20 protein-coding genes are annotated in these 21901 nt (G+C 37.4%); 16 read left to right on the forward strand and 4 right to left on the reverse strand.

The window, feature by feature from the left end; translation table 11 throughout:
- Positions 1-90: 90 nt before the first annotated feature.
- On the forward strand, positions 91-726 hold the full coding sequence (locus BCL90_RS20240) for an HAD family hydrolase (protein WP_121287295.1): 636 nt from the start codon (positions 91-93) through the stop codon (positions 724-726).
- Between the two features lie 8 nt (positions 727-734).
- A complete protein-coding gene (locus tag BCL90_RS20245) occupies positions 735-1055 on the forward strand; it encodes a DUF962 domain-containing protein (protein WP_121286580.1) in 321 nt (106 codons plus the stop codon).
- 333 nt (positions 1056-1388) lie between these two features.
- Here the strand turns inward: BCL90_RS20245 and BCL90_RS20250 are convergent, their stop codons facing one another.
- The gene (locus tag BCL90_RS20250) at positions 1389-2573 is read right to left on the reverse strand and encodes a proline dehydrogenase family protein (protein ID WP_121286582.1); all 1185 of its coding nucleotides are present in this window, start codon (positions 2571-2573) and stop codon (positions 1389-1391) included.
- Positions 2574-2666: 93 nt separating this feature from the next.
- Between BCL90_RS20250 and BCL90_RS20255 the strand changes: the two genes are divergently transcribed.
- The 9 genes from BCL90_RS20255 (at position 2667) to BCL90_RS20295 (ending at position 11807) form a co-directional block, all read left to right on the forward strand.
- Positions 2667-2873 (forward strand): RNA-binding S4 domain-containing protein, encoded by a 207-nt coding sequence (locus tag BCL90_RS20255; protein ID WP_025142770.1) that lies wholly within the window; start codon positions 2667-2669, stop codon positions 2871-2873.
- Positions 2873-3931 (forward strand): 3-dehydroquinate synthase, encoded by a 1059-nt coding sequence (gene aroB, locus BCL90_RS20260; RefSeq protein ID WP_121286585.1) that lies wholly within the window; start codon positions 2873-2875, stop codon positions 3929-3931. Before BCL90_RS20255 ends, aroB begins: the two co-directional genes overlap by 1 nt.
- Before the next feature lies 1 nt (position 3932).
- Positions 3933-4895 carry a sterol desaturase family protein gene (locus BCL90_RS20265; protein ID WP_121286588.1) on the forward strand — a complete coding sequence of 321 codons (963 nt, stop codon included), beginning with the start codon at positions 3933-3935 and terminating at the stop codon, positions 4893-4895.
- A 712-nt stretch (positions 4896-5607) separates the two neighbouring features.
- Positions 5608-6441 (forward strand): prephenate dehydratase, encoded by an 834-nt coding sequence (locus BCL90_RS20270; RefSeq protein ID WP_121286591.1) that lies wholly within the window; start codon positions 5608-5610, stop codon positions 6439-6441.
- A gap of 125 nt (positions 6442-6566) precedes the next feature.
- Positions 6567-7706: a chorismate mutase gene (locus tag BCL90_RS20275; protein ID WP_055907066.1), complete on the forward strand. Its 1140-nt coding sequence runs from the start codon at positions 6567-6569 to the stop codon at positions 7704-7706.
- A 174-nt stretch (positions 7707-7880) separates the two neighbouring features.
- Complete coding sequence (gene aroA / locus BCL90_RS20280) at positions 7881-9149, forward strand: 3-phosphoshikimate 1-carboxyvinyltransferase (protein ID WP_121286594.1); 1269 nt, start codon at positions 7881-7883, stop codon at positions 9147-9149.
- A gap of 85 nt (positions 9150-9234) precedes the next feature.
- On the forward strand, positions 9235-10332 hold the full coding sequence (gene aroC, locus BCL90_RS20285) for a chorismate synthase (RefSeq protein WP_121286596.1): 1098 nt from the start codon (positions 9235-9237) through the stop codon (positions 10330-10332).
- 9 nt (positions 10333-10341) lie between these two features.
- Positions 10342-10944, forward strand: a complete 603-nt coding sequence (locus BCL90_RS20290) for a DUF1684 domain-containing protein (protein WP_121286599.1) — start codon at positions 10342-10344, stop codon at positions 10942-10944.
- A 107-nt stretch (positions 10945-11051) separates the two neighbouring features.
- Entirely contained in the window at positions 11052-11807 is a 756-nt protein-coding gene (locus BCL90_RS20295; protein ID WP_121286602.1) for a LytR/AlgR family response regulator transcription factor, read from the forward strand.
- Between the two features lies 1 nt (position 11808).
- On the opposite strand, the gene BCL90_RS20300 is transcribed toward BCL90_RS20295, so the two are convergent.
- Positions 11809-14064, reverse strand: coding sequence for a tetratricopeptide repeat-containing sensor histidine kinase (locus tag BCL90_RS20300; RefSeq protein WP_166792284.1), 2256 nt, complete (start codon positions 14062-14064; stop codon positions 11809-11811).
- Positions 14065-14381: 317 nt separating this feature from the next.
- Complete coding sequence (locus tag BCL90_RS20305) at positions 14382-16805, reverse strand: alpha-ketoacid dehydrogenase subunit alpha/beta (RefSeq protein WP_121286608.1); 2424 nt, start codon at positions 16803-16805, stop codon at positions 14382-14384.
- Positions 16806-16976: 171 nt separating this feature from the next.
- Here BCL90_RS20305 and BCL90_RS20310 point away from each other — a divergent pair, with 171 nt between their 5' ends.
- The 4 genes from BCL90_RS20310 (at position 16977) to BCL90_RS20325 (ending at position 20664) form a co-directional block, all read left to right on the forward strand.
- A complete protein-coding gene (locus tag BCL90_RS20310) occupies positions 16977-17369 on the forward strand; it encodes a DUF1573 domain-containing protein (protein WP_121286611.1) in 393 nt (130 codons plus the stop codon).
- A gap of 62 nt (positions 17370-17431) precedes the next feature.
- Positions 17432-18631, forward strand: coding sequence for a pyridoxal phosphate-dependent aminotransferase (locus BCL90_RS20315; RefSeq protein WP_121286615.1), 1200 nt, complete (start codon positions 17432-17434; stop codon positions 18629-18631).
- A 254-nt stretch (positions 18632-18885) separates the two neighbouring features.
- Entirely contained in the window at positions 18886-19155 is a 270-nt protein-coding gene (locus tag BCL90_RS20320; protein ID WP_121286618.1) for a hypothetical protein, read from the forward strand.
- Between the two features lie 303 nt (positions 19156-19458).
- A complete protein-coding gene (locus tag BCL90_RS20325) occupies positions 19459-20664 on the forward strand; it encodes a hypothetical protein (RefSeq protein ID WP_121286620.1) in 1206 nt (401 codons plus the stop codon).
- Here BCL90_RS20325 and BCL90_RS25445 read toward each other — a convergent pair.
- The gene (locus tag BCL90_RS25445; RefSeq protein WP_134380786.1) at positions 20661-20891 is read right to left on the reverse strand and encodes a hypothetical protein; all 231 of its coding nucleotides are present in this window, start codon (positions 20889-20891) and stop codon (positions 20661-20663) included. The genes BCL90_RS20325 and BCL90_RS25445 overlap by 4 nt on opposite strands.
- Positions 20892-21211: 320 nt before the next feature.
- Between BCL90_RS25445 and BCL90_RS20330 the strand changes: the two genes are divergently transcribed.
- Positions 21212-21802, forward strand: coding sequence for a cyclic nucleotide-binding domain-containing protein (locus BCL90_RS20330; RefSeq protein ID WP_121286623.1), 591 nt, complete (start codon positions 21212-21214; stop codon positions 21800-21802).
- The last annotated feature ends 99 nt before the right edge of the window (positions 21803-21901 follow it).

A 21901-nucleotide genomic window follows, 5' to 3' on the forward strand; every position in this document is an offset into this window, starting at 1 on the left:
CACTTCTGGATTTTTATTGTAAAAATTACTGATTTCATACCCTTCGTTAATTCAGCAATAATATCTTTGCAGGAAATCCTGATGATTGCCATGCAAAACATTAAAAACATTATTTTCGATTACGGAAACGTAATATTTGATATCGATTTCAGAGTTGCTCAGGCTTCTTTTCAAAAACTGGGCATTACAGATATCGAAAATTTCTTTGCGCACAAAGCGCATAACCAACTGTTTGATGACTTTGAAACTGGTGCCATTTCTCCGGCCGAATTTAGGGCAGGAATTAGAAATGCCGCAGGCAAACCCGAATTAACCGACCAGCAGATTGATGAGGCATGGAATAGCCTGTTAATTGGCACGATACAAGAAAATCACGATTTACTGCTTGAGGTAAAAGAAAAATACCGTACTTTTTTGTTAAGCAATAACAACGAAATCCACTACGATTGGATTATCAATTACCTGAAAGCAACTTTCCAGATTAATAATTACGATGCTTATTTCGAGAAAGCTTATTTCTCGCAACACATGAAACTGCGTAAACCCAACACCAATATTTTTGAGCAGGTGTTAAAAGAAAATAACCTCGATCCAGCCGAAACCTTATTTATCGACGATAGTCCACAACATATAGAAGGCGCTAAAAAAGTGGGATTAAATACCCTATTAATGACCGAAAAACCAGCTCAATTGGGTACTTTTCTAAAAGCAAACGGAATTTTGTAAATTAATATATGTCAGAAAAAAAGTTTAAGTCGCTAAAAGAGTTCTACCCTTTTTACTTGTCAGAGCATAAAAATACCACATCGCGTATCCTGCATTTTATCGGTACCGGCTTGGTTTGCCTGGCTTTTTTCACAGGTTTTCTTTTTCACAACTGGCATTTCTTTTTAGCAATTCCTGTATTGGGCTACGGCTTTGCGTGGGTTGGACATTTCTTTTTCGAGAAAAACAAACCTGCTACCTTTCAGTATCCGGGCTATAGTTTAGTGAGCGATTTTATCCTATTCTACGATCTGTTATCCGGCAGACAGTCTTTTGTAATAAAGAAATAATTTTCAGGAGTTAAAAATAACCTTTCCATCTAAACTCGATTGAAGCGGCATCCTTTTTGGCTGTCACCCTGAGCGAAGTCGAAGGGCAGCCAAAAAGATATAGCGCAAAGCGAGGCTGCATGTCCCGAATGACTACTGCAAGATCATTTCCAAAAAATAATGAATCAATAATAAGACATGAAAGATGCTGAACTAAAAGAAAATCGTCATCTCGACTGAAGCACCGCGGAATGGAGAGATCTACCTTGAGATAGATTTCTCGACTGCGTTGCACTCCGATCGAAATGACAACTCTGTTAACTAAAAACTACCAACTGTTAACTAAAAACTAAACTACAGTTTCCTTCTTTTTAATTCTCTTTCAATCAAGCCAAGTTCACGGCCTGTTTGTCCGGCTACTGAAGTATTTTCTTGCGCCCTTCTGAACAAATAAGGCATTACTGCTTTAATCGGTCCGTAAGGAACATATTTTGCTACATTATAGTTCGAATCGGCAAGATTAAAACTTAAGTTGTCACTCATCCCCAATAACTGGGCAAAATATACATGAGGATGATTGTGCGTTATATTTTTTTCCTCTAAAAGATAAGTCAGTAAGCGGCTGCTATCTTCATTATGCGTTCCGGCAACTATGGCAATTTCCTCAATATGATCAATACAATAACGTAAAGATTCGTTATAATCGCGGTCAGATGCTTCTTTATCAGGCTGAATTGGCGAAGGATATCCCATTTCCAAAGCGCGTTTACGCTCCTTTTCCATGTAAGCACCACGTACCATTTTCACGCCTAAAATAAAACCATCTGCTTTGGCTATTAAATGGTCAGCTTTCATATCCGCTAATTTATCATGACGATACATTTGGTAAGTATTGTACACAATAATCCGTTCCCGGTTAAATTTACGCATCATATCCAGCGCCAGCTCATCAATGGTATTCTGAATCCAGGTTTCTTCAGCATCAATCATTATGGGCACAGCTTTATCGAAAGCCGTTTTACAGATCATTTCACAACGCAGTTTTACTTTTTCGTATTCTGCCTGTTCTGCTGCAGTTAAAACTTCTTTGGCATCCAGTTTCTGCAAGAGTGCAAAACGGCCGATACCGGTTATTTTGAAAACTGTAATCGGAATTTTGGTATCGCCATCGGCACGTACAATCGTACGGATAATTTCGGCACAGGTTTCGTCAAAAACCTGTTCTTCTTCTTCTCCTTCTACCGAATAATCTAAAATGGTACCTACCCCGCCTTTATCCAATTGCTCAATAGCTTTATTACATTCTGCAATGGTTTCACCACCGCAAAACTGCTGAAAAATGGTTGCTTTGATCGCCCCCTGAATCGGCAAACCGATATTTAAAAAGAAGTTTGTAATGGCCGGACCAACTTTGGTGAGGAAATTACTCCCAATCATTTTAAAAAGCCAGTATGCTTTTTTAAGCTCATGGTTAGATTTTTGACGGAAAGCGATTTCCGTATTGTCGAAATTGGGTTGTTTTTTGGTGGATAAATCCATTTTTACTATATAATAAGTCAGATTGGTGCAAAATTATAAAAAGCATTGGTTGTTAAAACTAAAAACCTCTAAATAATCGTATTTTTGCATAAAATGATACAATTCAAATTAGAAGGCGAATTTATTCCATTAATCCAACTGCTAAAAGCAACAGGCTTGGTTGGAACCGGTGGTGATGCACAGGCTGCTGTGATGGACGGTTTGGTAAAATGCAACGGTGAAGTAGAATTCCGCAAACGCTATAAAGTCAGGGTTGGCGACATCATCACTTTTGAACAAGATAAAATCGAAGTAATTTAATGGAAACCTTAACGAGCGCAGGCCATTCGCTTTATTTCGAAAGCAATTTAGACGCCTTAAAAACACTTTTAGAAAGCAACAAGTACAGCAAAGTTTTTGTACTTGCTGATGAGCATACCAGCGAAATCTGTTTACCGCTTTTCCAGTCGCTTTTAGATGATTTTTCTGAATTTGACCTGATTGAAACTTCGGCAGGCGAAGAAAATAAAAATATCGATTTCTGTATCGGCATCTGGAAAACCTTACTGGATTTTGAAGCCGACCGCAAAAGTTTAATGATCAATCTTGGCGGTGGTGTAATTACCGATATGGGTGGCTTTATTGCCTCTACCTATAAAAGAGGTATTGATTTTATCAATGTACCTACTACCCTTCTATCACAGGTTGATGCTTCGGTAGGCGGCAAAACAGGAATAGATATTGACAATGTAAAAAACATGGTAGGTACCTTTACCTTACCACAAATGGTTTTTATCGAAACTGCATTCTTAAAAACATTGCCGGAGCGTGAGCTTTTATCAGGCTTTGCTGAAATGATTAAACATGGTTTAATTTATGATAAGCCTTACTACGAAAAATTAAAGGCAAGTAGCTACTTAACGCCTGCTGCAGAAGACATTTACCGATCAGTTGAAATTAAAAACGAAGTGGTTACCATCGATCCGCATGAAAAAAACCTACGGAAGATTTTAAACTTCGGCCATACCATTGGTCACGCTGTAGAAGGCTACTCACTGGCAAATGACGAAAATCCATTAACACACGGTGAGGCCATTGCAATTGGTTTTGTGTGCGAGGCAGCCTTATCAATCAAAAACAGTACGCTAAGCAAAGACGAACTAAAGGATATTAGTGGCTATATCCTGTCTCTGTATCCTAAGTACCATATTAAAAAAGAAAGTTTTGATACGCTTTTGGAACTAATGCAAAGTGATAAAAAGAATGAAGATGGAAATATTCTCTTTTCACTTTTAGAAACAACAGGTAAATGCACGTTTAACTGCCGTGTAAGTACAGCCGATATTTTAAGCAGTTTAGATTACTATAACAGTTTGTAAAATGAAGTACACCGGAAGTGATATTTCTGTTATCGGGCTATTTGGCTTTGTAATCGTTTTAACCTTCGTTGAAATGTATTTCAGCTACCAGCACGACAGAAAATTATATACCAAACGCGATACCTGGACGAACATCTACCTGATGACGGCAGCCGTTGTGATTAATTTAGGCACTAAAACATTTACTTTTTTCTTATTGGCCTATTGTTACCAGTTCCGTTTATTCCAGATCTCAAATATTTGGCTGTATTGGCTTGTTTTGATTTTAGCTCAGGATTTTCTGTATTGGTTTTTGCATACCGTTGGGCATTATGTACGCTTTTTCTGGGCAATGCATGTTACCCATCATTCATCTGAACACTTTAACTTAACCACAGGCTTCCGTTCAACTGTTTTTGAGCCTTTGTACCGGGTTTTCTTTTATCTTCCGCTGGCATTTATGGGCTTTACGGCGGTTGATATTCTTTTTGCATACCTGGTTACCCAAATTTACGGCAATCTCGTTCACACCCAATACAACATCAAATTCCCTAAATGGTATGAGTATATTTTCGTAACCCCATCCCATCATAGGGTCCACCATGCCAGCAATGTGCGTTACCTGGATAAAAACATGGGTATGGTATTGATTCTTTGGGACAGGTGGTTTGGCACTTTCCAGGAAGAATTGCCTGAAGATGTAGTGAAATACGGTCTAACTTCACAACCTACTGATACGGGGCCAGTAAATATTATTTTCCATGAGTTTATCGCTTTAACTGCAGACGTTAAAAAGGCACCAAACTTTATGGATAAATTGAAATACATTTTCAATCCACCGGGATGGAGCCATGATGGAAGCACTAAAATCGCTAAAATTATGCAGCAGGAATTACGTGAGGAAGAACAGAAAAAGTATGATGAACTGCAACTGCAAAAAGTAAAGGGACTTAACGATAGAGGGGAATTAAGTTCTACAGGATAGAAATAATTTAAAGGTCTGTGTCTCCACAGACCTTTTTTGTTAACGATTTTATTGCTTTTTAACCGCAGATGCGCACAGATAAACACAGATGATGGTTTCGTACGCTAAAAATCTTGTGATTTTGGGGACTAATTAATTCATAAAAATCAATATAAAGACAGTATTGATATACGAGTAAAATTCCCTCGAGTTACTGTCATTTCGAGCGTATTCGATAGCTATCGCGTGTAAAGCAGTCGAGAACCCAAAGGCTCTGCGAATCAAAATCTGTCTAGATAGATCTCTCCACTTCGCGTTGCTCCGGTCGAGATGACGACGATTCTATTGAGTCTTTCAATGGTAGATGCTTCGTACCCCCAGCATGACAACTTATCTGTGTTTATCCTCTTATCTGTGGTTAATAATACACTAACCATATAAAAATCCGTTTTTAAGTTGTTTCAAAAAATAAAAAGACTAATCCAGAATACAGATCATTTTTAACAAAATTAAATTTTATTAAAAATATTTTCGTTTTCCTATTGACAAATTAAATTTTGTTATTACATTTGGCTCAACAAAAAAAGAAATGCAAATTACAAACACATATTACTTTGGTTACTTTTACTATTTTAGTGAGAGCCGGGGCTAATATGCAAAAAGATATATAACAATATTAAAATGTATAAAAAAGTCCCGGCAAACAGCCGGGACTTTTTTGTTTTAACGCAAAATGGAAACGACAAAACGAGTAGCAATTCAGGGTATTAAAGCATCTTTCCACGAAGAAGCCGCGTACAAATTTTTTGGTAAGGACATTGAAACTGTTGAGTGTAATTCTTTTAAAGAAACCTGCGACAAGCTAGAGAAAAACGATGCCGATTTCGTGGTAATGGCTATCGAAAACTCTATTGCGGGTAGCTTATTACCAAACTATACCTTGATCCGCGATTACGGCTTTTCAGTTGTGGGCGAAGTTTACTTAGCTATCCAATTGCACCTAATGGCGTTACCGGGCATAAAGTTTGAGGATATTAAAGTGGTTACCTCACACCCTATCGCCATCCGCCAGTGTATCGATTTCTTTTACGATTATCCTCACATTAAAATTGTAGAAAGCAACGATACTGCTGCCTGCGCAAAACGGATCCAGGAAGAGCAATTAACAGATACCATGGCCATTGCAAACAGCTTAGCCGCTGAACTTTATGGCTTAAATATTTTAGAACGCCGTGTAGAATCGAACAAAAAAAATTATACCCGTTTCCTGATTCTTAAAAAAGACAAGACAGACGAAGGAAAGAAAATAAACAAAGCATCAATCTGTTTTCAGGTCGGACATAAAGCAGGCTCATTGGCAACTGTGTTAAATATTTTCGCTGAACAGGATGTAAGCTTAACAAAAATACAATCTATGCCGGTTTTAGGTAAAAGAAATGAGTATTACTTTTACGTGGATTTAGAGTGGCCAAGCACCGAAAAATACGATAAAGCGATTAGAAAAGCATTAAAATATACATCGAACTTTAATATCTTAGGAGAGTATCAGAAGAACGATAAAGTATAATAGTCGGGAGTCCATAGTCAGGAGTCAGAAGATAAATAGCAGAACATCCAATTAATAATATAAAATAATTAAAATATAATTCCGGACATCCACCTAAGACTACGGAATTTAAACACCCAATCATCATGAAACTTAATTTAAACATTCAGCCTTTAAACACCTGGTTAAACGTAAACAACGAACCATTAATCATTTCTGGTCCTTGTAGTGCAGAAACTGAAGAACAACTATTAACCACAGCACATTTATTGGCTGCTACCGGAAAAGTATCGGTATTGAGAGCTGGTATCTGGAAACCACGTACCCGTCCGGGAGAATTCGAAGGTATCGGAAGTATTGGTTTAGAGTGGTTAAAACGCGCTAAAGCAGAAACCGGTTTGCCAACGGCTGTAGAGGTTGCCAATGCAAAACACGTTGAAGAAGCGTTAGCAGCTGGTGTAGATATTCTTTGGATTGGTGCACGTTCTACAGTAAACCCGTTCACAGTTCAGGAAATTGCTGATGCTTTAAAAGGACATGATGTTCCGGTATTGATTAAAAACCCGGTTAACCCAGATTTACAGTTATGGATCGGTGCAATTGAGCGTATCAATGGCGCAGGAATTACTAAAATCGGTGCTATTCACCGCGGTTTCTCTTCATTCGAGAAAAGTTCTTTCCGTAACGAACCAATGTGGGAACTTGCTATTCAGTTAAAAACACTTTGTCCTGAATTACCGATCATCAACGACCCAAGTCACATTTGCGGTAACCGTGAGTTAATCCCTTACATCTCTCAAAAAGCTTTGGATTTAGATATGCAAGGTTTAATGATCGAATCTCACGTAGATCCTTCAGTTGCCTGGACAGATGCTAAACAACAAGTTACTCCAGCTGCTTTAGCTGAATTGGTAGACCGTTTAACGGTACGTGAACCAGAAGCACCAAACGAAGCTTTCGCTGATAAATTAGCCGACTTACGTAAATCAATCGATAAAATTGATGATATTTTATTACAGAAATTAGGCGAACGTATGGCCATCGTTGAGAAAATCGGCGAGTTTAAACGTGATAACCAGGTAACTATTTTACAGGTTAACCGTTGGGATGCCATCATTAAAAAGGGTCACGCTTTTGCAAAAGCTTTAAAATTAGACCTGAACTTTACGGAGAAATTCTTAGAATTGATGCACGGTGAATCGATCCGTAAACAAACTGAAATTATGAATGCTGGTAAAGCTGAAAAAGGCATTGCGGCTGAGCAACATACTGAGGTTAAAGCGTAGTTGAGGTAAAAGCTGAAAGACTAAAGCTTAAAGCTAAGTTTAACAGTGGTGTCATCCTGAGCCTGTCGAAGGGCTTATAATACTTTCGATAACTCAATGTGATATAAAACAAATATAATGTGGTGTCAGGTGTTTCCATCTGACACTTACATTTAAGAATAAAAACAGAATAAAATGTCGAAAAACGCCTTAGTTTCTTTTAAATTAACCAAGAATATCAATACGGAAATCCAATTAACAGGCTCTAAAAGCGAATGCAACAGAGCTTTGATTATTAGCGCTTTAAGCAAGAAACTGGTTAAAGTTAAAAACCTTTCCAATGCTGCCGATACTGTAACGTTAAATGGAATTCTGAATAATCTGGAAGAAGAATTAGAAGTTGAAATTGAGGAATCAAAAACGGTAGATGTTGGTCCTGCGGGAACTGCGATGCGCTTTTTATCAGCTTATCTTTCTGCTAAAAACGGGAATTTCCTATTAACAGGAACCGAAAGAATGAAGCAACGTCCGATCGGGATTTTGGCTGAGGCATTGAGAACAATCGGTGCTGATATTTCGTATGCAGAAGCAGATGGTTTTCCTCCATTAAATATTACAGGTCCTTTAAATCAAAAAACTGCTGAAGTTAAAATAAAAGGCGATATCAGCAGTCAGTATATTTCGGCTTTGCTGATGATTGCCCCTATCCTGCCTCAGGGTTTAACGTTAGAAATTGAAGGCGAATTGACCTCTAAACCGTATGTAGATATGACTTTAGATATGTTGGCTGAAGTTGGCATTGAACATAGCTGGAACGAAAATTCAATTACCATTAAACCACAGGCTTTTAAACCTGGTACTTTGGTTGTTGAGCCAGACTGGAGCGCGGCATCGTATTGGTATAGCATTGCAGCTTTAGCAGATGAAGCAGAAATTAGCTTACCCGCTTTAAAAGAGAAAAGTTTACAGGGTGATAGCCAGATCAAAAATATCATGAAGATTTTTGGCATCGCTACCAGCAAAACCGATAAGGGAATTGCCATTAGCAACTTAGGCCATTCTTTAGATACTAAAGAAGTTTTAGATTTAAAAACCTGCCCGGATTTAGCACAAACTATTGTAGTTATTGCTGCAGCTCTGGGTAAAAATATGTCTTTTACGGGCTTAGAAACCTTAAAAATCAAAGAAACAGACCGTATTGCAGCCCTTCAGAACGAATTGGCTAAAATAGGTGTTACTTTTACAGAAGATAATCTGGTTTATACTTTAAATACAGATAACCTTCATTTTCCTGATAAAGTTACTTTTGCAACCTACGAGGACCACCGTATGGCAATGGCTTTTGCTCCTCTTGCACTATTGATTAACGAAGTTGAAATTGAAGAAATGCAGGTAGTAGAAAAATCTTATCCTTATTATTGGGAAGATTTGAAAAAAGCGGGATTTGATGTTAGCATAAAGTAAGTACAAAGTATTAAGATCCAAGTATCGAGATTGGATGTGAAAATCCATTCCATAATTTAATCAATCTATAATTCAATCAAAAATAATGGCAGGCAACTCATTCGGACAACTATTTCGCATCACCACTTTTGGCGAATCTCATGGCGTAGCCATTGGGGTAATTATTGATGGCTGTCCGGCGCAATTGGATATCGATATGGATTTTATCCAGTCAGAACTTGACAAACGTAAACCGGGTCAATCCAAAATCACCACGCAAAGAAAAGAAAGCGATACCGTTCAGGTTTTGTCGGGGGTATTTGAAGGAAAAAGTACCGGGACACCAATTGCCTTGCTTATTCCAAACGAAGATCAACGCTCAAAAGATTATGGCCACAATGTTGATGTTTACCGCCCCAGCCACGCTGATTATGTTTATGATGCGAAATATGGTATCCGCGATCACCGTGGCGGAGGCCGTTCTTCTGCGCGTGAAACTGCTGCCCGTGTAGCAGCCGGAGCAATTGCCAAGCTGTTTTTAAAGCACCAGGGCATTGAAATTTTCGCACACGTAACTTCAGTAGGAACAATAGAAGCTCCTAATTTGGAAGGCAATGATTTATCAGCGTTATTGCAGATTAGAGAAGAAAATATTGTGCGTTGTGCCGATCCGGCAACGGCAAACGAAATGATTGAGTTTATCGATTCGGTTAGAAAAGACGGCGATACCGTTGGCGGAAAAATAGGCTGCATAATAAAAGGCTGCCCTGCGGGTTTAGGTGAACCAGTTTTTGATAAATTGCATGCCGATTTAGGGAAAGCTATGCTCAGCATTAACGCTGTTCATGGTTTCGAATATGGCTCTGGCTTTGCCGGAAGTGAATTAAGAGGATCTCAGCACAATGACATCCCTCAGCCAAAAGTTGCTGATTCGAAAGTTTTTAAAACAACTACCAATTATGCCGGTGGCATTTTGGGCGGCATCTCTAACGGGATGGATATTACCTTCAAAGTAGCTTTTAAGCCTGTTGCCACCATTATGCATAACCAACAAACCATCAATGCAGCTGGCGAAGCTTCGGAGATTAAAGGCAAAGGCCGGCATGACCCTTGTGTGGTACCCAGGGCAGTAGTAATTGTTGAGGCGATGGCTGCACTCGTTTTAGCCGATCAGTTTTTAAGAAACAAAGTAAGTATTATTTAATTTTCGCAAATGAGAACCATCACTTTCTTATTGCTATTGATCAGTATGAATGGCTTTGCACAGCGTTATGCTGAACAGATTGCCAAACATCGTGAAACCTATAAACAGGATTTCATTAAAGACGAACGGTCACCGCTCAAGAAAAACGATCTGCAAAACCTTCATTTTTATGAGGCAGATAGTGCTTACAAAATCTTAGCCGATATAGAAACACTTAAGAATGAAAAAGTTTTCAAAATGTCTACTTTCGATGGCTCCAGCAGCGATTATTATAAATATGCACATGTAAACTTTGTTCTTAATAGCAAAAAAATCCAAATGACTTTATATAAAAGTGTTTCTTTATCGACCAACCCAATTTATAAAGATCACCTTTTTCTGCCCTTTACTGATGAAACCAACAATAAAGAAACTTATGGCGGTGGCAGATACATTGATCTGGATGCAAAAGAAATCATAGATAACCACATTGAAATCGATTTTAACAAAGCCTATAACCCTTACTGTGCCTATAGTGACGGATACCGTTGTCCTGTGCCGCCAGAAGAAAACGACCTGCAAATGGCTGTAAAAGCAGGCGAGAAATTATATACTGGTGAAAAGAAACACTAGAAATAAAAGTTAATGTTACGTTTATCTGCAAAATGATTCCTGGATTGTCTTATAATCCGCTTTTTAACGTAAATTACGAACATTAAGTAAAAATAACCCATTCCTAAATGACGTACAGCTGTTTAATTGTTGATGATAATGAAATTGAAAGAGATGCCATAGAAATGCATCTAAAAAAAATCCCGTCATTAAATATTATCGCTGTGTGTAGTAATGGTATAGAAGCTTCGCAAATTTTATCAACCGTTTCTGTGGATATTGTTTATTCTGATATTGATATGCCAGAGCTTTCCGGTATGGATTTATTAAAGAGTATTAAAAAACAACCGTTATTTATATTTATTACTTCATTTAGTGAGTACGCGGCAGAAAGTTTTAATCTGGATGCATTGGATTTTATCGTAAAGCCCGCAACGTTCGAACGCATATTAAAAGCCACTAACAAAGCGATCGAGTATATTGAGTTAAGGAAACAATTAAATAAACTTCCTGTCGAAAACTTAAACAACGACGATAAAAATGATGACGATTATTTCTTTTTTAGAGAGACTAAAGGCATAACCAAGCTTAAATATAATGATGTAATTTATATTGAAAGTATGGGTGATTTTTCAAAGCTGTTTACCAGTAGCGATAAACATGTTATTTTAGTAAGCCTAAAAAATCTGGAAAAACAACTACCTTCGAAAATTTTCTCAAGGGTACACAAACAGTATATCATTAATATAAACCACATCGTAACCTTAACCAATCATGAGGTTCATTTAGATCATAACTTTCTGGTTCCCATAAGTGCTGCTAACAGGCAGGAATTATTAGAAAGATCAATTGACAAGAAAATTCTGTCGAGATTTTTAAAATAAGTTATTTTTTCAGGATTATTTTAAAATAACTTCCACCTGTAGGATTAATATCGGCGCTAATTTTACCATCCATCAGGCTAATAAAGGTTCTGCAGAGCAATAAACCTAAACCTGTACCTTTTTCTTTATTGGTACCTGATGTACTCACACCGGCGCCTAGATAACCTGGCTTATTAAAATGCTCGACCTGTACAGGGGTCAAACCGATCCCTGTATCTGAAATTTTAATCTCCAGCACATTTCCGTTATGAGCAACACTAGTTGTAATTTTACCACCGTTTGGCGTAAATTTTATGGCATTACTGATGATGTTTCGAATAACAAGAGTTAACATATTCGAATCTGCTTTGCAAAACGTTTTGGCTGGCACAAAATTCTGAATAGCCAGGCTTTTTTCGTTGGCATTATCCTGCAAAGAAAGAATAACTTCATCAATCAGCTCATGAATATCCAACGATTCTAAATACGGGTTAAACCCCTGCATCTGGCTGGCCGCCCAATTAAGGAGGTTCTCCATCATTGTAGAGGTATAGGTAAGGTTGTTTTTTAGTGCCGCAGCATACCTTTTTAATTTCTCTTGCTCAATATTCCCCCCTTCTAACAACTGCATAAAGGAAATTAATGAATTTACAGGGGTACGCATATCGTGACTTACCACACTAAAAATACGGTCTTTAACCTTACTTAACTGCTCTAACTCCCGTTTTTGGGTATTGATAATTATATTCAGCCTCATTGTTTTCCGCTGATTAAAAAATATTACAACAGCAATAATGAGAATCAGTATGGTAGCTATGATGAGGAATAATCTTAAACGTTCATCAAATTTAATCTGTTGTACCTGTTTACTAATTTGCTTATCTTTTATCCCGGCGGCTAACTTTGCCTCAAATTTAGCATTAGCAAATTTACTATCCTGAGCCAAACGCTGAATATTGAGATCAGCTTTTGCCTTTTGAAAAGTTAGGAGGTCTAATGCTTTTTCTTTATCACTCAACACTAATTGTTGCCTTTTTAGTTCAAGTTCTTGTTGTTGTCGTTTTAACTCGCCATCTGTAAGTTTTTGCTTCAATAAATAATCGCGTTCTTTAATCCCAAAATCGAGCTGCATCTGCCTTCTGGTAATTTCCTTTTCCTTTTCCTGATCGAAAATCTTATCCCTAACTGCAATATACTGCCTAAAGTAGGCTAATGATTTGTTATAATCCTTTTGTTTTTCATATACCGTACTCAATCCCAAATTAGATTGTTTTTCTATATCTAATAATCTGTTTTCTTCGGCAATTTTTAAACTATTATTGAGTAATGGGATGGCATTTTCAAAATCATTTTCCTTTTGGTAAAAGTTCCCCAATGCATATAAACTTGCGGCATAGGCTTCTTTATCTTCTCCCGACTTATTTAACTCAACTGATTTTTGATATGACTTTAACGCTGCGTCCTTTTGTCCTATTGAACTGTATAAGTCAGCAAGTTCTCGTTTAACAGTGGCTATTAAACCTATATCTCCAATGCCTTCCGATACTCGCAACGATTTATTGTAATACGCTAAAGCCAGTTTAATTTTCTGGTCAGGCAATACATTCATCTCCCTTAATTCGCGATCTGAGGCCTCGAAATAATTGGTACCAATCAAACCATAAACAACCGCTACGCCTCTTGTATTTTCACCCGCTTTAGCAAATACTTTTAGGGCCATGTTCATATAAACCAAGGCCTGACTCTGATTACCCAAACTTTGGTAAATAGTAGAAATATTGGTATAACAACTTGCCATGTCGCCTTCGTTGCCCATTTTTTCGAAGATCGCTATGGCCTTTTGGTTAACTTCTAACGATTTTGCATAATCAGGAATGCTGCCATATAAAGCCCCTAAATTGAGGTAAGTTCCGGCAACCATATCTAAGTTACCTACTGAGGAAAATTCGGCGACTGCATTGTGATAATTCTCTTCTGCCTTTTGATAATTAGACCTACCGTGATACATTGTACCTCTACGGTAATAAGCCATTGCAGAGAATTTTTTTAGATTTCTCTCATGTGAAAGCTGAATGGTTTTATCAACATACTCTTCCGCTTTATCTACACTTTTCATCCTCATGTATTGGCGGTAAACTTCCGTCAATATTTTGATTTTAGTGGAATCTGTTTTTAGATTCTTTTGATTTAAACTTAAAAGGCTATCCAGTTTTTTCTGCGGGGCACTCATCTGACCAAAACCTGCCGTACATAAAAACAAAAAAAGCAGGAACAGCATACTTTTTTTCAAAAAACATACTTTGCTAACAAACTGAGCATGTACAAGATGGAGATTCATTTTCAGATCAAACTAATAATTTGTTTTATCGGAAAATAGTACAAAAAATCTCGAAAATTACAGCATTTCATGTTCGTGATGAGATAAAACATTCTGAAATAGGAATAGGCTATAAAAGTAAATAAAAAAGTGGTCAAAAGACACCCATTTTGTTACCTTTTGATAAAAATCACAATCATTTAAGCATAAAAAGATAATTAACAGACTTTTAACCCTTTAAATTATTCAGACCTTTAAATTTATACCTAACCATCATTTTATTCAAAAATTGAAGGATATTTAGTTGGATTTGCATCGTGCATCATCTGATAGATGGTTTCAATAACATCATCAACTGATGGTTTACTGAAATAATCACCGTCTGATCCAAATGGTGGACGATGTGCTTTAGCCGATAATGTTTTTGGCTGACCATCTAAATGGAAATAACCTTTTTGTTCTTCCAGAACCTTTTGCAGGATATATGCAGATGCACCTCCCGGAACATCCTCATCTACTACCAATAATTTATTGGTTTTGGCAAGCGAGTTTACACAAACCTGGGTGGTATCGAAAGGCAAGAGCGTTTGTGGATCAATAATTTCAACCGAAATGCCTAATAAGCTTAATTCTTCTGCTGCTTCCTGAACAATCCTTAATGAAGATCCGTAAGAGATTACGGTAATATCGGTTCCTTCTTCTAAAACCTCTGCTTTGCCTAATGGAACAGTAAAATCGCCAACATTACCTGGTAGCTTTTCTTTAAGCCGGTAACCGTTTAAACACTCAATTACTACGGCAGGTTCGTCAGCCCTGAAGAGGGTGTTGTACATACCTGCAGCCTGAGTCATATTTCTTGGTACACATAAGTGCATCCCTCTTAAAGCCCCTAAAATCATGCTGATTGGCGAGCCCGAATGCCAGATTCCTTCCAATCGATGACCACGGGTACGTACAATAACGGGCGCTTTTTGAATCCCTTTGGTACGATAAGAAAGCGATGCTAAATCGTCGCTAAGTACATTTAATGCGAAAATTAAATAATCAAGATATTGTATTTCGGCAATCGGTTTTAGGCCCCTCATGGCTAAGCCAATACCCTGCCCCATAATGGTCATTTCTCTAATTCCGGTATCGGTGATTCGCAATTCGCCATATTTAGCCTGCAAACCTGCAAAACCTTGATTTACATCACCAATATTTCCCAGGTCTTCTCCAAAAGCAACTAAACGTGGATCGCGGGCAAAGTTTTCGTTAAAGCAAGCATTAAGCACTTCCCTACCGTCAACCATTTTCGATTGCTCATCATAAACAGCATCAACCACTGCGATCATATCCGGACTTTCTTTGCCATTGGTATGCAGTTTAGAATTGTATCTGTCGTGATTAAACCTGGATTGCTGCTTGTACCAGGCTAAAAGTTCATTGCGTTCCGGAGAACTAAGACCTGCCGATAACCGTATGGCTTTTCGTGCAGCCGTAAAAACTTCCCGACGTTGCGCATCGGCAGTTGACGTCAGATTTGCAGCAATTTTAGCCAGTTCAGGCTGATGTTTAGCCATACTGCTAATTAAATCAACAACTTGTTTTTGTTCTGGTTTAATACTATCCAAAAACTCATTCCAGGCTTCCTTTTGTGCATTACGTACAAAAACCTTTGCATTCTTTTCAACCTCTGCAATTTCCTCTTCGGTTGCTACCGCCGATTCGAGCATCCAGGCGCGCATTTTCTGAATACAATCGTATTCTGTTTCCCAGGATAACCGGTCTTTTGATTTGTACCTTTCATGCGAACCAGAGGTAGAATGCCCCTGAGGCTGAGTAAGTTCGGTAACGTGAATTAAAACAGGTACATGTTCCTCTCTGCAAACATTTATCGCTTTTTCATATACCTCGCATAAAGCCGGATAATCCCAGCCTTTCACCTTATAAATTTCATAACCTGGTTGATCAGCATTACGCTGAAAACCTTTTAAAACCTCAGATATATCTTCTTTGGTAGTCTGATATTTTGCCGGAACTGAAATACCATAGGCATCATCCCAAATAGAAACGGCCATCGGTATCTGTAAAACACCCGCCGCATTAATGGCTTCGAAAAATACCCCCTCCGAAGTTGATGCATTTCCGATAGTACCAAAAGCAACTTCATTTCCGTTTACAGAAAAGTGTTTTAAATAATCGAGTTCTTTATTTTGTCTAAATAATTTCGAAGCATAAGCTAAACCTACCAAACGGGCCATCTGGCCTCCAGTTGGAGAAATATCAGATGAGCAGTTTTTAATCTGCGTTAAATCGTTCCAGCTGCCATCTTCATTAACAGATTTTGTTGCAAAATGACAATTCATTTGTCTTCCCCCCGAAAACGGATCAGCTCCATCTGTTGGATTGGCATAAAGTTGTGCAAAAAATTCCTTGATGGTAGAAATACCGGTTGCAAAGGCGAAAGTTTGATCGCGGTAATAACCCGAGCGCCAATCGCCGTTTTTAAAGGCTCTCGCCATAGCCAACTGCGGAACCTCTTTACCATCGCCAAAAATGCCAAATTTAGCCTTCCCTGTTAATACTTCTCTACGGCCTAAAACACTGGCCTGCCTACTTTCAAAGGCTATTTTATAGTCATTTATAACGATCGATTTAAAATCGTTAAAACTGAGTTCAGAAGCATCAATAGCGTTGGTCATCAATTTTTCATTCGGCATAGTAATCAAAGATTGGTTGCGGCAAATATAGACAAAATTAAAAGTTTGCCTTTAACCTCTATTGTAAAATTATATATCGGTTTGCAAAATATATTTGGAATAGTTTTTGTTTTAATAGGAAAACATTAAATTTGTTTTAGAATTTTTAAAAATAAATTACAGCCACATAACATGAAAAAGATCTTAGTATTATTCGCTTTTGTTTTAGGTTTTGGTGTTGCAGTAAATGCACAAACCAAGCCTGCAGAGTTTAAATTTGAATCGGAAACTCACGATTTCGGTAAAATTGTTTTGAACAAACCAGTAACTTACGATTTTAAATACACCAACGTTGGCGAAGCGCCTTTAATTATCACCAAAGCTGAAGCTAGTTGTGGATGTACAGTACCTAAATACACTTCTACCCCATTAAAAAAAGGTGAAACCGGTGTAATTTCGGTAACGTTTAACGCTGCTGCAGGTCCTTCTACTTTTTCGAAAGCCGTAACCATTACTTCAAATGCTAAAACACCAATTAAAGTGCTTTACATCAAAGGTGAAACAGTTGCCGCAAGTTCTAAATAATTTTTTAAACGATAATATTTAAAAAGTCCCGATTTTCATCGGGACTTTTTTATTTTTGTGCCATGCCAAAAATTTCACAAAAGGGTGTGCAGATGCCTGCATCACCAATCAGAAAGTTAACCCCATTTGCAGATCAAGCTAAAAAAGATGGTAAAAAAGTTTTCCATTTAAATATTGGTCAGCCAGATATAGAAACACCTGAAGGAATGTTAAACGCCATCAAAAACATTGATTTTAATGTTTGGGCCTATACTCCATCAGAAGGTACACTTGCATACCGTTTAAAACTTACCGAATATTACAATAAACTGGGTTACAATATTACTCCCGAAAATATACTGGTAACAGTTGGTGGCTCTGAAGCCATCACCATTGCCATGCAAACCTGCGTAAACGAGGGTGATGAAATTATTATCCCAGAACCTTTTTATGCCAACTACAATGGCTTTGCCTGTATGAGCAACGTGGTGGTAAAACCAATCCTTTCTTTCATTGAAAATGGTTTTGCATTACCACCGATTGCCGAATTCGAAAAATTAATCACTGAAAAGACCAAAGCAATTATTATCTGTAACCCTAATAACCCAACTGGTTATTTATATTCAAGGGAAGAATTAGAGGCTTTAAAAACGCTGTGTGTTAAATACGATCTGTTTTTATTCTCTGACGAAGCTTATCGTGAATTCTGTTACGATGGAAGGGAATTTATCTCACCAATGCATTTAGATGGTTTAGATGAAAATGTGGTGATTATGGATACGGTTTCTAAACGTTACAGTGCTTGTGGTGCACGTTTAGGCTGTTTAATTACCAAAAACAAAGAAGTTATTTCATCAGGATTAAAATTTGCGCAGGCAAGATTAAGTCCAGGCATGGTTGAACAGATTGCTGGTGCAGCAGCAATAGATACCCCAGATAGTTATTTTGAAAAAGTAAATACCGAATATACTTTACGCCGTGATACTTTGGTTGGTCGGTTAAATAATATTGAAGGTGTTTTCTGTCCTAATCCTGGAGGAGCATTTTACGTAGTGGCAAAATTCCCTATTGATGATGCTGATAAATTCTGTCAGTGGATTTTGGAGGATTTTAACCATAATAACCAAACGGTAATGATGGCCCCTGCAACTGGCTTCTACTCTACCCCTGGTTCTGGTAAAAACGAAGTTCGTATGGCATACGTATTAAATACCGATGATTTAAATGCAGCTATGGATTGTCTGGAAGTAGCATTGAAACAATATCCGGGAAGAGTAGGTTAATTGTATAAATTATTAAACCGATTAATTGTTGAACAAAGGTTCAGTTCAAGCAATTAATCGGTTTAAACAGTTAAGAATTACAGTTAATGTTGTATATTCTACGTATAATCAATATGCAATAAGCCTAAATAATAGCAAAAGTAGAATGAAAAGAGTTTTATTCCGCCTATTCATCACTTCTGATATATGTAGTTTAATCTGATAGCCACTCTATTTTAGTAAAACAATAAGCGAGCTGCAGTGGTTTTGAGATCATGACAGCATTTAACATTGAAATAGACCATAATGATCAAGCGATCACCCTTACCATTATCCCAAAAGCTGATTATTTTAAGATTGTTTATTTAGGAGACCTTTTAGGCGCAATAAAAAAACAGGAATCTGACTGGATCTTACTAAAAGCAGAAGAGATCGAGCCTGGGGAACTAGTACCATTTAAATTGACAGAAAAAGGCTATCATCTCTCTCTAGGTGTCGCCGAGATCAACCAGATCTCAGGCGCAATTGAAAACCACTTAAAATAGTTAGAACAACATAGAATTCAATGCACTCAAAAAAATGAGTTAGTGACGTCTATTTTCTACCTATTCCATTCCTTATTTCCCAAATACCTCTGTTGGCATTTTAGCACAAATCCACACTGCCTTTCTGCTTTCATCAAACTTACGACCATGGGTAATATTTTCCTTAGTAAATAATATTTGTCTTTATGTGTGCCCAAAATGAATGTCATTGAATAGCTCAGCCTACTCAAATGACATGCTAGTATCTTTCAAACGTTGCTAAAATCAAGTTTCACCACGTTAACGCCTCGTTTTACCACGTTAATGCAAAAAGAAAAAACTAAAAACCTAGAATTAAGTAATTGGCTACCAGGCAAAATGATGTACGAACTTATCAGCTTCAGGGAAATAATTTTAGATACCATTAAAGTGGGAGCAGTACATCAATGCCCAGGTAAGGAACTTCAAAATAAAATTTTAAAGGAAAGTAAACGAATAATCAGTTCCATTCAGCATAATGTAACACAAATAGCGCCTGATAGATCAAAGGCCTATATCAGACAACATCAACACGGGCTGGTACAATTAATGGATGAGTTAGCAGCCATGGTGGATGAGGATAACCTGAACACTTGCCAAAAAAACAAAAATAAAGAAATTAGTAGCATAATAAACCTACTCAACCAAATGGTTTTGGATATTCAGCAGTATCTGCCCTATTATTTCGACTATGATTGCGCCGTTCCCATAACTACCCAAAAACAACTGTTAGTAAATATTGCAGAAAATTCCAGTCAGATCCTGAAAAACCTTGAAGAACTGCATGCCAATAATGAAATCATCATTGTTTTAAAGCATATCTTCGAACACCTCAATAGCAGCCCAGGCCATTTCACTTTCGAACAGGCTATATATTTACATGATTTTTTTGAGTCGCTTGAAATAGCATTGAATAAATCCCTACCTTCTTTAACGATGCAAGGGATTATTGTACTGCTCGTCTCCTTAAATTTTAATCATCCATATTTTTATCATTCCTGCTGCAGCCATTTTAATCATGAACTTCAAAAATGCGAAAGCATTAGCGAGCAATATAGATTAATTCATTTCTTTAAAAAGCTTATTGGGCAGGTTTTTAAAACCATAAGCATACCATATAATAGAAATTTGTCCAATATTGACGAATCATTACTAAGGTATATTGAAAGTGAAATTAGCTACCTCAAATCAATAGATTCTATAGCTGAAGACCTGAGTCGCGGAGGTATTTTAGATAGCAATTTTAAAGTAACCTTTACGGTAAGACAACTTGCAATATTCATCCACCTACAAGTTGAGGCCGGCATCATCACAACGCAGAGTCCCAAGTCACTTCATCAATACATTACGAAACATTATAGTAGTGTAGAACAAGATACTATATCAGAAAAAAGCTTTAAAAACGCTTACTATGGGAATATTGGAAAGGATGTTGAAAAAGTGATCGACAAGATTGTCGCCATGTTGGCCATTGCCCAAGAAAAATACTAACCAATAAGATTTAACAAACCCTTCCTGCGTAAAAAATCAATAAATTCAAAATACCAGTGCTCTGAATAATCATCCAGTTCATGTAATTCTTTTTGGCGGGTTCCAATAATATCCTGAAGTGTGAAAAAACCCATTAGTTTACTTCTAAGCTTAAAATTCTCGGATAGTGGAAGTTCTGCGATTGGCAGATTAAGTAGAAAGTGATTTGACTGAAAAAAACTATCCATAAAAAGCGTGGGTTAACCCGATATCCGCTTTAGAGGCACCGCAAAATGCCCAGACACAAGATAAACAGGCACCCACGCGTAGCGTAGGCAACCATCTATTTTTTCCTGTGTCTTTTGAAGTTTTGCGGTTTTCTAAAACAGTAAAATAGCTATTGCTACAATATCAAATATGTAATTAATTTTTATTTCATGGCTCAAATATAATAGTTCTGAGACTTTTATTCCTCTAAAACAAAAAAATAAAGGGGTTGCCAGAGGTTGCGCCAACAGCAACTTGACAAACTTATAAATATGCATTTCTTTGGCCTTAAAAACAGATTATGGAAAAAGAACAGTACCTCTCCAAATTATCGTCCTATCAAAAACTTTCGGTAGGCCTCAGCGCATATCTTAATTATGCTATGCACCAAACTAATTTTAGTAAAATGGAAAAAATTTCGCTCGAAAGTATGGAGCCTGACAGTTTTTATTACCTGGCCAAAGGCAATGGTAGATTATTTGTTTATGATGCCGAAAACGAGCAAGAAATCACCATTCTGTTCTTCCAGGCTCAAGATATGCTACCGGAGCTAAAATCGATCTCTAAGTATGTTAAAGGGCAGCTTTTTATGCAATTCCTGAAAGACAGCGAACTAATTAGCATACCGAATAACCACACTAAAAACATACACAAGTTATTCCACGAATCAGCCACTTTAATTGCCGAAATAAATGCAGAACTACTTGTAAAAATAATCATCGTATCTACTGGATTAAAAATCCAGGATGCTGACCAGCGACTGCATAAATTATTAGAATCTTTTCCGACTGTTTTTAGCCAAACTGCAGTAAAAGATGTTGCATCATACCTGGGAATTCATAGCAGTACTTTGAGTGCGATGAGAAATAAAAGCAAGAAACATACGCGATAATTTAAGTTACCCTTTGCCAAAATACCATTAAAACCCACTTAGCGGTGATCGTTTCTCTACAAGATACCAGTTTTTACCACTTAGATGTGGGGCGATTTT

It is taken from the genome of Pedobacter alluvionis (assembly GCF_003664035.1).
Lineage (GTDB): Bacteria > Bacteroidota > Bacteroidia > Sphingobacteriales > Sphingobacteriaceae > Pedobacter > Pedobacter alluvionis.